This is a genomic window from Pseudomonas sp. BGA-UO-ETr-WB11, assembly GCF_059567785.1.
Genome location: NZ_JCAQOS010000005.1, coordinates 440848 through 453719 on the forward strand (window position 1 = coordinate 440848; position 12872 = coordinate 453719).

Consider the following 12872-nt stretch of genomic DNA (forward strand, 5'->3'; position numbering starts at 1 on the left):
TCGCCCCGGTTGAACATGGCCACCGGCGGTGTGGTTATTTTTGCTTACTCACGTGCCAGGCCAGGCGCTGGGCGTCATTCATAAAGCTCCAGGCAACAAAACGACTTTGCTTGTTGCCTTGGGCCATTTCCACCGTGCGCACCGCCTGGGCGCCGACCTTGTGCAGCTGTTTGTGGATGTCCGGCAGGTTACCGGCCTTGGAGATCAGGCTGCTGAACCACAGCACCTGGCTAGCGATGCCGACGCTCTCCTTGATCATGCGTTTGACGAACGAGGCTTCGCCGCCGGTGCACCACAACTCGTTGTTCTGCCCGCCGAAGTTGAGCGCTGGCAGCGCGCGCTCGGGGGCCTGTTTGCCGAGGTTTTTCCATTTGCGTCGACTGCCGCTGGCGGCCTCGGCGGCGCTGGCGTGGAAGGGCGGGTTGCACAGGGTCAGGTCGAAGCGCTCGTCGGTTTGCAACAGGCCGGCGAAGATCTGCCCACGGTTGAGTTGCTGACGCAGTTCAATGGCCTGACTGAGTTGGTTGGCGTCGATGATGGCCTGCGCCGAGGCCAGGGCCTGGGCGTCGATGTCCGAGCCGACAAAGCGCCAGCCGTAGTCGCTGTGGCCCAACAGTGGATAGATGCAATTGGCGCCGACGCCCACGTCCAGGGCGCGTACGCCAGGGCCACGGGGGATGGCACCGTCGGTGTCAGTGGCGAGCAGGTCGGCCAGACCGTGCAGATAGTCGGCCCGCCCAGGAATTGGGGGGCACAGATAACCTTCGGCAATCTGCCAGTGCTGGATGCCATACAGGCTGTGCAGCAGGGCGCGGTTGAACACTCGCACGGCGGCCGGGTTGGCAAAGTCGATGCTGGGTTTGCCGTGGGGGTTGGTGATGACGAAAGCGCCCAGTTCCGGACAGCTGTTGATCAGTGCCGGGAAGTCGTAACGGCCTTGGTGACGATTGCGTGGGTGCAATAAGCCCGGCTCGGCCGCAGGAGGTTGAACGGGGGGATTGCGGGGCGCATCGGGCATGGCAGAAACACTCTTGAACGGGGTAAGCCAGCCAGGTGTTACCTGGCCGTGTGGCAATAATTTAGTCGGCTGGCAGGCCCAGACGGGCGAGCATGATACGGGCAATTTCCCGTTCGCCCATCACCACCAGATCGGCGCTGCAGGCTTTCAAGTAGTCAACTTCGCTGTCGGCCTGGGCGCGGGCGAGAATTTGCAGGCTTGGGTTGGCGGCGCGCGCGTGGCTGATGATCTGCCCGGCTTCCAGACTATTGGCGATTGCAACGATCAGGCAGCGGGCGCTGGCGATATTGGCCTGGGCCAGGGTCTGGCTGCTGGCGGCATTGCCGTGTACTACGCTGAGGCCACTTTCGCGCAGGTCTTCCACCAGGCTGTGCAGCTCTTCGATGATCACCAGCGGCATGTGTTCAGCCTGCAAGCGTTGGCTGATACGGCTACCCACGCGGCCATGGCCGATCAAAATGGTATGGGCGCTTTCGCTCAGGGGCAGGACGTTGTCGTTTGGTTCGCTGGCCGGAACAGGGCTGGCGGCTGCAGGCTGGCGTTGTTCGCGTGCGGCCAGCCAGGGTTGCAGGCGATCAAGCAGGCTGAAGAGCATCGGGTTGAGCAGGATGGCGATGATTGCCCCGGCAAGAATCAGGTCGCGGCCCACTTCGGGCATCAGCTCCAGGCTGACGCCGAGGCTGGCGAGAATAAAGGAGAACTCGCCGATCTGCGCCAGGCTGACGGCAATGGTCAGGGCGGTGCTCAGCGGTTTGCGGAACGCCAGCACGATCAGCAGGGCGGCCAGGCCTTTGCCGAGCACGATGATCAGAACGGTGGCGAGCACCAGTAGCGGTTCTTCGAGCAGAATGGATGGATTGAACAGCATGCCCACGGCAACAAAAAACAGCACGGCGAAGGCGTCGCGCAATGGCCGTGAATCATCGGCAGCCTTGTGGTTGAACTGCGAGCTGTTGAGGATCATCCCGGCAAAGAAGGCGCCGAGTGCGAAGGACACGCCGAACAGTACCGCGGAGCCGTAGGACACGCCCATGGCGATGGCCAGCACCGCCAGGGTGAACAGCTCGCGCGAACCACTGCCGGCACTGCGCTCCAGCAGCCAGGGGATCAGGCGGCCGCCGAGGGTGATCATCAGGGCGATAAAGGCTGCCACCTTGCCGAGGGTTAGCAGCAGTGGCCAGAGGATGTCCTGCTCGCCGCTGCCGGTTGCTGGCTCGGCGCTGAGCAGGCCGGCGAGTGCCGGGATTAGCACCAAGGCCAGGACCATCACCAGGTCTTCAACGATCAGCCAGCCAACGGCGATCTTGCCGCGGCGGCTGTCGATCAACTGGCGCTCTTCTAGGGCGCGCAGCAGCACCACGGTACTGGCCACCGACAGCGCCAGACCGAAGATCAGCCCGGCGCCCCAGTGCCAGCCGAGCCACCAGGTCATCCCCATGCCCAGTAACGTGGCGGCCAGAATCTGTACCAGTGCGCCGGGGATGGCGATGTTTTTCACCGACATCAGGTCTTTCAGCGAGAAGTGCAGACCGACACCAAACATCAGCAAAATCACGCCAATTTCCGACAGCTCATGGGACAAGTCTTTGTCGGCGACAAAACCCGGCGTGAACGGCCCGACCATAACTCCCGCAAGCAGGTAGCCGACCAGCGGTGACAGACGCAAGCGGTTGGCCAGGGCGCCAAGAATAAAAGCCAGTACGAAACCGGTGGCAATGGCGGCAATCAAGGGCGTGTGATGGGACATGGACATTCCTGGTCGTGGCGGGCTGGCGCCTGCAGTTTAGCGGGCGGCTAATAGCTGCGCGGCTGCTTAGTTGTAACCGAGTACGGCCTTGATGGTGTTCAGGTGGCTGGCGATCCAGTCGCGGTTGACTGGCCCCCAGTCACGGATGCGGTAGTGGCCGGCGTTGTTGCGTTCGCCATCCTGCTGTTCGAAATGGCAATCGATATCCAGCTCGGCCAAGGCCGCCAGGGTGTCCTGGGCGGTGCGCCGGGGCATGCCGGTGGCGGCCATCAGCGCCGGCACGCTGCAGGCGGCGCCGCTGTCGATCAACCAGGCCACGTACAGGCGGCGGTAGAAACTGGTGCGGGTCTTGCTGCTTTCCATGTCTGTGCTCCCAGGGTTGTCGCGGGTGGCGGGCCTGTCAGCCCAGGCTGGCGATGCCAATATAGGTGGCAGCGCCCGCCAGGTAGCCGAGCAGGGCCAGCAGGCTGATCTTCTTCAAGTACCAGATGAAATCGATTTTTTCCATGCCCATGGCCGCCACCCCGGCCGCCGAGCCGATGATCAGGCAGCTACCGCCGGTGCCGGCGCAGTAGGCCAGCAACTCCCAGAAGGTGCCGTCCGCAACGAAGTTGCTCAACCAGGCGCTGTCAATGTTGGCGGCGGCCAGGGTGTGGGCATCGATCAGTGGATACATCTTCATCGCCCCGGCCACCAGCGGCACGTTGTCGACCACCGAGGACAGCAGGCCAATGGCCAGGTTGATGGCGTAGACGTTGCCCAGGCTGTCCTTCAGCGCCGCTGCGACCTGGGTCAGATGGCCGGCGGTGGCCAGGCTGGATACCGCCAGGAGGATGCCGAGGAAGAACAGCACGCTGGTGGTATCGATCTTGCGCAACACACCGACGACGGACAGCGGATGCTTGTCCTCGTCATTCTTGCCGCGGTGCAGCCATTCGGTGACCACCCAGAGCACGCCGAGACCGAAGAGGATGCCCATATACGGCGGCAGGTGGGTGATGCCCTTGAATACGGGGACAAACAGCAATGCGCCGAGGCCGAGGGCAAACACCAGGTTGCGCTCGAGCGGCGTAGTCGGATCGCGGCGCTCGGCCTCGCTGAGTAGCTCCTCGGGGCGCTCGAATTCGCCGCGCATCACCAGGCTGAGGGCTGTGAGCGGCACCAGCAGGCACACCAGGCTGGGCACAAATAACGCGCCGATAATGCCGGTGGCACTGATCTGGTGGCCGATCCAGAGCATGGTGGTGGTCACGTCGCCAATCGGTGACCAGGCGCCGCCGGCGTTGGCGGCGATCACCACGATGCCAGCGTAGAACCAGCGTTCGTGCTGGTTGCGGATCAGCTTGCGCAACAGGGACACCATGACGATGGTGGTGGTCAGGTTGTCCAGCACGGCGGAGAGGAAGAAGGTGATAAAGCCGATCAGCCACAGCAGGGTTACCCGTTTGTGGGTGCGGATGCGGTCGGTGATGACCTTGAAGCCTTCGTGGGCGTCGACCAGCTCGACGATGGTCATGGCGCCGAGCAGGAAGAACAGGATTTCGGAGATTTCACCCAGGTGATGGCGCAACTCACCCGCCGGGCCATGTGCGCTCTGGGCCAGCGTCGGTAGGATGGTTTCGGCACCCAGGGCCAGAACGGTCCAGCAGAGTACGGCGGTGAGAATGGCTGAAGCCGCCTTGTCGATCTTCAACGGGTGTTCGAGGGCGATGCACAGGTAGCCCAGGATGAAGATCAATGCCATCAACGCATACATGGGAGTCTCCAAAAGCAGGTAATGAAAACGGTGGTGCCGGATAAGAAAAAGGCCCGCGATCATCAGATGGCGGGCCTTCGCAGGCAGCGGGTTTAGAGGTTGGCGATCTTCTCGCGTTGCTCGCTCAGCTTGGCCAGGGCCTGTTCGGCCTCGGCCAGCTTGGCCCGCTCCTTGTCCAGGACTTCGGCGGGGGCTTTGGCCACGAAGCCTTCGTTGGCCAGCTTGCCACCCACGCGCTGCACCTCACCGCTGAGACGCTGGATTTCCTTGTCCAGGCGTGCCAGTTCGGCGTCCTTGTCGATCAGCCCGGCCATCGGCACCAGCACTTCCATCTCGCCAACCAGAGCGGTGGCGGACATCGGTGCGTCTTCGCCAGCTGCCAGTACGCGCACGGATTCCAGCTTGGCCAGCTTGTTCAGCAATGGCTCGAACTCGGCCAGGCGGCGCAGGTCTTCGCTGTTAGCGTTCTGCACGATGATGTCGATGCGCTTGGCCATGGAGATTTTCATCTCGCCACGGATCTGCCGCAGGCCGAGCATCAGGGCCTTGACCCACTCGATGTCGGCTTCGGCGCCGGCGTCGATGCGGCTGTCATCGATCATCGGCCAGGGCTGCAGCATGATGGTCTCGCCACTGACGCCAGCCTGGGCCTTGATCCGCTGCCAGATTTCTTCGGTGATAAACGGCATAAACGGATGGGCCAGACGCAGGGCCGCTTCCAGCACGCGGATCAGGGTGCGGCGCGTGCCGCGCTGACGCTCGACGCTGGCGCTTTCGTCCCACAGTACCGGCTTGACCAGCTCCAGGTACCAGGCGCAGTACTCGTCCCAGATGAACTCGTACAGGGCTTGGGCGGCCAGGTCGAAGCGGAAGTTGTCCAGTTGACGGGTGACTTCCTGCTCGGTGCGTTGCAGCGCCGAGATGATCCAGCGGTCCACCGGCGACAGTTCGAGGGCCTCGCCATTGATGCCGGTGTCCTGGCCATCGGTGTTCTCGATGACGAAGTTGGCGGCGTTCCACAGCTTGTTGCAGAAGTTGCGGTAGCCCTCGACGCGGCCCATGTCGAACTTGATGTCGCGGCCGGTGGAGGCCAACGAGCAGAAGGTAAAGCGCAGGGCGTCGGTGCCGTAGCTGGCAATGCCTTCAGGGAACTCGGCTTTGGTCTGCTTGGCGATTTTCTCTGCCATCTTCGGCTGCATCAGGCCGCCGGTGCGTTTCTCCAGAAGCGCATCCAGGGTGATGCCATCGACGATGTCCAGCGGGTCGAGCACGTTGCCCTTGGACTTGGACATCTTCTGGCCCTGGCCATCGCGTACCAGGCCGTGCACGTACACGGTCTTGAACGGAATCTGCCCGGTCAGGTGGGTCGACAGCATGATCATCCGGGCGACCCAGAAGAAGATGATGTCAAAGCCGGTGACCAGCACGTCGGTCGGGTGGAAGGTCTTCAGTTCGGCAGTCTGCTGCGGCCAGCCGAGGGTGGAGAAGGTCCACAGGCCCGAGCTGAACCAGGTGTCGAGGACGTCGTCGTCCTGGCGCAGATTGGCATCGCCGAGGTTGTGCTTGGCGCGTACTTCCGCCTCGTCACGGCCGACATAGACGTTGCCGGCATCGTCGTACCAGGCCGGGATGCGATGGCCCCACCACAGCTGGCGGCTGATGCACCAGTCTTGGATATCACGCATCCAACTGAAGTACATGTTCTCGTACTGCTTGGGCACGAACTGCACGTCGCCACTCTCGACCACGGCGATGGCTTTTTCGGCCAACGGCTTGGTGGAGACGTACCACTGATCGGTCAACCATGGCTCGATGATGGTGCCGGAGCGGTCGCCTTTTGGCACTTTCAGAGCGTGGTCGTCGATGCTGACCAGCAGGTCGGCGGCGTCAAACGCAGCAACGATCTGTTTGCGCGCAACGAAACGGTCGAGGCCGGCGTATTCCGCTGGCAGGCTGCCGTCGAATTCAGCGTTAACGCTGCCGTCGATGTTGAACACCTGAGCGGTGGCGAGAACCTGCGCATCCTTGTCGAAGATATTGATCAGCGGCAGGTTGTGGCGCTTGCCGACTTCATAGTCGTTGAAGTCGTGGGCTGGGGTGATCTTCACGCAGCCGGTGCCGAACTCAGGGTCGCAGTAGTCGTCGCCGATGATCGGAATCAGACGGCCGAGCAGTGGCAGCTCGACGAACTTGCCGATCAGCGCCTGATAGCGCTCGTCGTTGGGGTTTACTGCGACGGCGGCGTCGCCGAGCATGGTTTCCGGGCGAGTGGTGGCGACGATCAGATAGTCGAGGCCGTCAGCCGTCTTGGCGCCATCGGCCAGCGGGTAACGCAGGTTCCACAGGCTGCCTTTCTCGTCGTGGTTTTCCACTTCGAGGTCGGAGATCGCCGTGTGCAGCTTGGTGTCCCAGTTGACCAGGCGCTTGCCGCGGTAGATCAGGCCGTCTTCATGCAGGCGCACGAAGGCTTCTTTCACCGCATCGGACAAGCCGTCGTCCATGGTGAAGCGCTCGCGCGACCAGTCCACCGAACTGCCCAGGCGACGGATCTGCCGGGTGATGGTGCCGCCGGACTGTTCCTTCCATTCCCAAACCTTGTCGAGAAACTTCTCACGGCCCAGGTCATGGCGGCTGACGCCCTCGGCACCCAGCTGACGCTCGACCACCATTTGCGTGGCGATGCCCGCGTGGTCGGTGCCCGGCTGCCACAGGGTGTTGCGACCCTGCATGCGGCGGAAGCGGATCAGGGCGTCCATGATGGCGTTATTGAAACCATGGCCCATGTGCAGGCTGCCGGTGACGTTCGGCGGCGGGATCATGATGGTGTAGGCGTCGCCAGAGCCTTGCGGAGCGAAATAGTTGTTCGCTTCCCAGGTCTGGTACCAGGTGGTTTCAATGGCGTGCGGCTGGTAGGTCTTGTCCATAGCGCGGCGGGGACCCTAATTTGGCGGCTAATCGGGAAAGCCGGCAAGTATAACGGGTTCGCGCCGTGGGCCGTAAGCGCAGGCGCTTATTTAGCCAGCGTTGGGGGTGACATGGCGGTTTAAGGCTTGCGCTGGCTGAGCAGCAGGTCGAGGCGGACGTCGAGGCGGCGCTTGAGTTCGGCTTCGATCTGCGGGACGAAGTCGTCGATTACATCTTGCAGCAGCAGTTGGGCGGCGGCGCGCAGTTCGCGGTCAACACGCTGCAGCTCCAGGGCGCCAGGGTGCAGGCGTTGTTGCAGGCTGGCGTTGATGGTGCTGGCTGTCGGGGTTGGTGCAGCCGGTGCCGGTGTTACTGGCGTGCTGACGGGCGCTACGCTCGGCGCGGGGTCGGGACGATTGTGCAGGGCGGCGGCCAGGCTCGGACGGGGCGGCACCAGCTCGCTGGGCGGAACGATGTCGCACAGCAAGGGGATGGCGCTGGTGTCGACCGACTCGGTCAGCAATGGCGGTTCCAACTGCTGCTGGTCGAGCAACTGGCGGATCGACTCAAGGTCGTTGAGCAAGTTGCCGGGTTTAGGCGGATTGTGGCTATCCATGGTCAAAGTTCAACGCGTTGCGGGGCAAAGCCCCGTTGCCGATAAAGGCGAAAATTGTCCCGAGCCAATTGCAGCTGCTCGGGATGCTGGTTGACGATCTCGATGACCCGGCTGAAAGGGCTGAGGTCTTCACGCAGGTGTGGATGCAGGTTGATCAGCAAGCCGTTGGCGACATGGGGTGCTTGATCGATACCGATCAGTACCGGCGCGTCGCTGCCGTCTTCGTACAGATTGTGCGGGACAAAGGTTTCACCCTTGAAACGCCACAGCAGTTCGTCCAGTTGTTCGCACTGCGCCGCATCGGCGCCGCGCACGAATACGGGCAGGTCATGGCGCCAACCCTTGGCCGCCAACTGGCAGGCCGCGCGCAGGCGCTCGCCCGGCTGGTCGCCGGGTAGCACATAAAACTCTATGCGCATTTACACCCGGTCCAGCAGGTACTGAGTCAGCAGCGGTACTGGGCGGCCAGTGGCGCCCTTGTCCTTGCCGCCGCTGATCCAGGCGGTGCCGGCGATGTCCAGGTGCGCCCAGTGGTACTGCTTAGCGAAGCGTGAGAGGAAGCAGCCGGCAGTGATGCTGCCGGCCTTCGGCCCGCCGATGTTGGCGATGTCGGCGAATGGACTGTCGAGCTGTTCCTGGTATTCCTCGAACAGCGGCAGCTGCCAGGCACGGTCATCGGCGTAAACGCCGGCGTCGAGCAGTTGCTGCACCAGGGTGTCATCGTTGCCCATCAGCCCCGAGGTGTTGCTGCCCAGGGCGACGATGCAGGCGCCGGTGAGGGTGGCGATATCGATCACCGCCTGCGGCTTGAAGCGCTCGGCATAGGTCAGGGTGTCGCACAGCACCAGGCGGCCTTCGGCGTCGGTGTTGAGGATTTCCACGGTCTGCCCGCTCATGGTGGTGACGATGTCGCCAGGACGGGTGGCGCCGCCGCTCGGCATGTTCTCGGCGCAGGCCAGCAGGCACACCAGATTGATCGGCAGTTGCAGGGCCAGTACGGCGTGCAGGGTGCCGAACACGCTGGCGGCGCCGCACATGTCGTACTTCATCTCGTCCATGCCCAGGCCCGGCTTGAGGCTGATGCCGCCGGTGTCGAAGGTGATGCCCTTACCGACCAGCACTACTGGTTTGGCGTCTTTCTTGCCGCCCTGGTAGTTCATCACGATCATGCGGGGCGGCTGGTCGCTGCCCTGGGCCACCGCGAGGAAGGCGCCAGCGCCGAGCTTTTTCAGCTCTTTCTCGTCGAGAATCTCGACCTTGAGGTTCTTGTGCGCCTTGCCCAAGGCTTTGGCCTGCTCGGCCAGGTAGCTCGGGTGACACAGGTTTGGCGGTAGGTTGCCGAGGTCGCGGGTAAAGGCCATGCCGTTGGCGATGGCCTGGGCGTGCTGGCTGCCGCGCTCGGTATCGGCCAGCTCAGCCTTGTCGGCCAGCAGGGTGATCTTCTTCAGGGCGCGCGGTTCGGCCTTCTGACTCTTGAACTGGTCGAATACGTAGCCACCGTCGGCCAGGGTTTCCACCAGCAAGCGCGCCTTGGCGTAGGCATCGCGGCCTTTGACGCTGAGTTCGGTCAGGGTCAGCGTGGCATCGCTGCCGCCCAAACCTTTGAGGACAGCATGGCTGGCTGCGACAATTTTGCGGAACTGACGGTCGCTGAGTTCGGCGTCTTTACCGCAACCCACCAGCAGTACGCGCTCGGCCTTGAGGTTGGCCAGGTTGTGCAGCAGCAGGCTTTGTCCGACCTTGCCGGCCAGGTCGCCACGCTTGAGCAGGCTGCTGATGGCGCCGCCACTGGCCAGATCAATGGCGGCGGCGGTGGCGCCGAGCTTGCGCCCTTCGCCAACGGCGACCACTAATGTGGCGGTTTTCAGGGTTGTTACCGGGCTGCTTTTAACCAGAAATTGCATGCTGTGGTGTCCCCAAGACAAAGAGTCGGGATTGCAGGATAATGGCCACCATTTTTTGGTGGATCGCCAGGTGGCGATTGGCATCAGTCCGGCTAGTTTGAGCGTAGCCGCCCAAGCCTGACAACCCTGGAGTGTCTGCTTTGATCGTGTTCCGTTATTTGTCCCGAGAGCTGTTGCTGACCTCTGGCGCCGTCAGTGCGGTGTTGTTGGTCATCATCATGAGCGGGCGTTTCATCAAGTACCTGGCCCAGGCCGCCGAAGGGCGTTTGGACCATACGGTGCTGTTTTTGATCATGGCCTACAAACTGCCGAGCTTTTTTCAGCTGATTCTGCCCCTGGGTCTGTTCCTGGGCGTGTTGCTGGCCTACGGCCGCCTGTACCTCGATAGCGAGATGACTGTGCTGTCGGCTTCCGGCGTCAGCCAGCAGCGCCTGACGGCCTATACCCTGGTGTCAGCCGCCGGGGTTGCCTGTCTGGTGGCCTGGTTGAGTTTGAGCCTGGCGCCCCAGGGCGCCACCGAAGTGGCCAAGATTCTCAATCAGCAAGCCGCCATGACTGAATTCGACACCCTCGATGCTGGGCGTTTTCAGGCCATTCGCAGCGGTACGCGGGTGACCTACACCGAGAAGCTGTCAGCAGACCGCAGCCAGCTATCTGGGGTGTTTATCTCCGACAAGCGTCTGTCGGCCGCGGGTGATAAGGAACGAGCGATTGCCTTGCTGGTTGCCGAAAAGGGCCATCAGGAAATTCAGGCCGACGGCAGCCGCTACCTGGTGCTGGAAAACGGTTACCGCTACGACGGCAACCCCGGTCAGGCCGATTACCGCAAGATTCACTACGACACTTATGGCGTGCTGCTGCCCAAGCCGGAAGTCAGTGAGGACATTGGTGAGCGCGAGGCGGTGCCAACCCTCGATCTGTTCGCTAGCAAGGACCGGGTAGAGCAGGCCGAACTGCAATGGCGCCTGTCGATCCCGTTACTGGTATTTATCGTCACCTTGCTGGCAGTGCCGCTGTCGCGGGTCAATCCACGCCAGGGCCGCTTCCTCAAGCTGCTACCGGCCATCCTGATTTACATGACCTACCTGGCCCTGTTGATCGCCGCGCGCGGTGCGCTGGACAAGGGCAAGATTTCGCCACAACTGGGCCTGTGGTGGGTGCATGGCATCTTCCTGGCGCTGGGGCTGTTGCTGTTGTACTGGGAGCCGTTACGGCTCAAATGGGCTTCCCGCCGCGCTGCACCGGAGGTGACCCATGGTTAAGCTCGATCGCTACATTGGCACCAGCGTGTTCTTCGCCATTCTGGCGGTGCTGGGCATCATCGTCGGCCTGGCCTTGTTGTTCGCCTACATCGATGAGCTGGGCGATATCAGTGCCTCCTATGGCCTGCTCGACGCGGGCATCTGGGTGTTGCTGACCATTCCGCGACGCACCTACGAAATGTTGCCGATGGCCGCACTGATTGGCTGCCTGATTGGTCTGGGCAATCTGGCCAGCAGCAGCGAGCTGACCATCATGCGCGCCGCCGGGGTGTCCATTCGCCGGATCGTCTGGGCGGTGATGAAGCCGATGCTGGTGATCATGCTGGCGGGTGTATTGATCGGCGAATACCTGGCGCCTTGGAGCGAGAACTTGGCCCAGGCCAATCGGGCCATGGCCCAGGGCGGTGGTGAGGCGCAAAGCTCCAAGCGCGGCCTGTGGCACCGACAGGGTGATGAGTTCATCCATATCAACGCCGTGCAGCCCAATGGCGTGCTGCTCGGGGTCACGCGCTACCAGTTCGATGCCGAGCGTAATCTGCTGTCGGCCAGTTTCGCCCGTCGCGCGCTGTTTCAAAGTGATCACTGGCAGCTGGAAGACGTGGTCACAACCCAACTGCAGGAGCAATCCACCGCCGTGGTCAACAGCCCGAGCCAGCGCTGGGATGTGGAATTGAACCCGCAGCTGCTCGGCACCGTGGTGCTGGAGCCTGAGGCGTTGTCAGTGACTGGCTTGTGGCGCTACATCCATTACCTGGCCGATCAGGGCCTGGCCAATGGGCGTTACTGGCTGGCGTTCTGGACCAAGATCCTGCAACCCCTGGTGACGGCGGCGCTGGTGTTGATGGCCATCTCCTTTATCTTCGGCCCACTGCGCTCGGTAACCCTAGGTCAGCGAGTGTTTACCGGCGTGCTGGTGGGTTTCGTGTTCAAGATCGGCCAGGACCTGCTGGGCCCTTCCAGTCTGGTGTTCGGCTTCCCGCCGCTGCTGGCGGTGTTGATCCCGGCCGCCATTTGCGCCCTGGCCGGGCTGGTGATGCTGCGCCGCGCCGGATAACCCGGCGGGTTGTGCGCAAATAAAAAACCGGCATTGAGTGCCGGTTTTTTTATCGCGGATGTTTACTGTTTTTTCGGCAGCTGCACGATCAGGCTTTCCGAGTAACGGTCGTGCCAACTGAGCTTTTTCTTGTCCCAGAGCATCCACCAGAAGCCCAGGCCACAGCAGAGCCAGGAGATGATGGCGATCAGGAAGCGCAGCAGCGCTTGCCACAGGTCGATGGCGCTGCCGTCAGCGTTCTGCACGCGGATGCCCCATACCTGCATGCCCAGGGTCTGGCCGTTGTGGGTCCAGAACTTGGCAAAAAAGCCAAACAGGCTCAGCAGCAGCAGGGTCGACAGCAAGGGATCGCCGTCCAGGGCGCCGGAATCGGAGAGTTGCTTGAGTTGCTCGCTGCCATAAAAGCCGCTGAGGGCCAGGCGGTAAAGCGAGGCAATCACCAGCAGCAGGGCCACGCAGAGCAGAAAGTCATAGAACATGGCCGCCAGGCGGCGGGGCAGGCCGGCAACGGGGAAGTCGCCCTGGGGGCGCAGTTGATGGGTCGGCATGGCAGGCTCGCGGCAAACGGAAAGGCGCGATTCTACGGGCTGGGGTCGACAAAATCATGTGCA

At 62.6% G+C, this 12872-nt stretch carries 11 protein-coding genes; 2 read left to right on the top strand and 9 right to left on the bottom strand.

Features of this window, described 5'->3' with window-relative positions; genetic code table 11:
* Positions 1-34: 34 nt before the first annotated feature.
* From rlmF to AC56DI_RS07435, 8 genes are all read right to left on the bottom strand, one after another.
* On the bottom strand, positions 35-1018 hold the full coding sequence (rlmF, locus tag AC56DI_RS07400; protein WP_496345577.1) for a 23S rRNA (adenine(1618)-N(6))-methyltransferase RlmF: 984 nt from the start codon (positions 1016-1018) through the stop codon (positions 35-37).
* Between the two features lie 61 nt (positions 1019-1079).
* Positions 1080-2765, bottom strand: a complete 1686-nt coding sequence (gene ybaL / locus AC56DI_RS07405) for a YbaL family putative K(+) efflux transporter (RefSeq protein ID WP_496345578.1) — start codon at positions 2763-2765, stop codon at positions 1080-1082.
* Positions 2766-2831: 66 nt separating this feature from the next.
* A complete protein-coding gene (locus AC56DI_RS07410) occupies positions 2832-3128 on the bottom strand; it encodes a winged helix-turn-helix domain-containing protein (RefSeq protein WP_496345579.1) in 297 nt (98 codons plus the stop codon).
* Positions 3129-3165: 37 nt separating this feature from the next.
* Positions 3166-4521 carry a sodium:proton antiporter NhaD gene (gene nhaD, locus AC56DI_RS07415; RefSeq protein WP_496345580.1) on the bottom strand — a complete coding sequence of 452 codons (1356 nt, stop codon included), beginning with the start codon at positions 4519-4521 and terminating at the stop codon, positions 3166-3168.
* 92 nt (positions 4522-4613) lie between these two features.
* Complete coding sequence (locus AC56DI_RS07420) at positions 4614-7445, bottom strand: valine--tRNA ligase (RefSeq protein ID WP_496345581.1); 2832 nt, start codon at positions 7443-7445, stop codon at positions 4614-4616.
* Positions 7446-7564: 119 nt separating this feature from the next.
* Entirely contained in the window at positions 7565-8041 is a 477-nt protein-coding gene (locus AC56DI_RS07425) for a DNA polymerase III subunit chi (protein ID WP_496345582.1), read from the bottom strand.
* A 2-nt stretch (positions 8042-8043) separates the two neighbouring features.
* Entirely contained in the window at positions 8044-8460 is a 417-nt protein-coding gene (locus tag AC56DI_RS07430; RefSeq protein WP_496345583.1) for a DNA polymerase III subunit chi, read from the bottom strand.
* Entirely contained in the window at positions 8461-9945 is a 1485-nt protein-coding gene (locus tag AC56DI_RS07435) for a leucyl aminopeptidase (RefSeq protein WP_496345584.1), read from the bottom strand.
* A 140-nt stretch (positions 9946-10085) separates the two neighbouring features.
* On the opposite strand from AC56DI_RS07435, the gene lptF reads away from it, so the two are divergent.
* The gene (gene lptF / locus AC56DI_RS07440) at positions 10086-11207 is read left to right on the top strand and encodes an LPS export ABC transporter permease LptF (protein ID WP_496345824.1); all 1122 of its coding nucleotides are present in this window, start codon (positions 10086-10088) and stop codon (positions 11205-11207) included.
* Complete coding sequence (lptG, locus tag AC56DI_RS07445) at positions 11200-12261, top strand: LPS export ABC transporter permease LptG (protein ID WP_496345585.1); 1062 nt, start codon at positions 11200-11202, stop codon at positions 12259-12261. The genes lptF and lptG overlap by 8 nt, the downstream gene beginning before the upstream one ends.
* Positions 12262-12323: 62 nt before the next feature.
* On the opposite strand, the gene AC56DI_RS07450 is transcribed toward lptG, so the two are convergent.
* Entirely contained in the window at positions 12324-12809 is a 486-nt protein-coding gene (locus AC56DI_RS07450; RefSeq protein WP_496345586.1) for an RDD family protein, read from the bottom strand.
* Between the last annotated feature and the right edge of the window lie 63 nt (positions 12810-12872).

What these genes read in the sequence shown, in the direction of transcription:
- rlmF (WP_496345577.1), bottom strand. Translation starts at nt 1,018, where the DNA reads ATGCCCGATGCGCCCCGCAATCCCCCCGTTCAACCTCCTGCGGCCGAG.
- ybaL (WP_496345578.1), bottom strand. Translation starts at nt 2,765, where the DNA reads ATGTCCCATCACACGCCCTTGATTGCCGCCATTGCCACCGGTTTCGTA.
- AC56DI_RS07410 (WP_496345579.1), bottom strand. Translation starts at nt 3,128, where the DNA reads ATGGAAAGCAGCAAGACCCGCACCAGTTTCTACCGCCGCCTGTACGTG.
- nhaD (WP_496345580.1), bottom strand. Translation starts at nt 4,521, where the DNA reads ATGTATGCGTTGATGGCATTGATCTTCATCCTGGGCTACCTGTGCATC.
- AC56DI_RS07420 (WP_496345581.1), bottom strand. Translation starts at nt 7,445, where the DNA reads ATGGACAAGACCTACCAGCCGCACGCCATTGAAACCACCTGGTACCAG.
- AC56DI_RS07425 (WP_496345582.1), bottom strand. Translation starts at nt 8,041, where the DNA reads ATGGATAGCCACAATCCGCCTAAACCCGGCAACTTGCTCAACGACCTT.
- AC56DI_RS07430 (WP_496345583.1), bottom strand. Translation starts at nt 8,460, where the DNA reads ATGCGCATAGAGTTTTATGTGCTACCCGGCGACCAGCCGGGCGAGCGC.
- AC56DI_RS07435 (WP_496345584.1), bottom strand. Translation starts at nt 9,945, where the DNA reads ATGCAATTTCTGGTTAAAAGCAGCCCGGTAACAACCCTGAAAACCGCC.
- lptG (WP_496345585.1), top strand. Translation starts at nt 11,200, where the DNA reads ATGGTTAAGCTCGATCGCTACATTGGCACCAGCGTGTTCTTCGCCATT.
- AC56DI_RS07450 (WP_496345586.1), bottom strand. Translation starts at nt 12,809, where the DNA reads ATGCCGACCCATCAACTGCGCCCCCAGGGCGACTTCCCCGTTGCCGGC.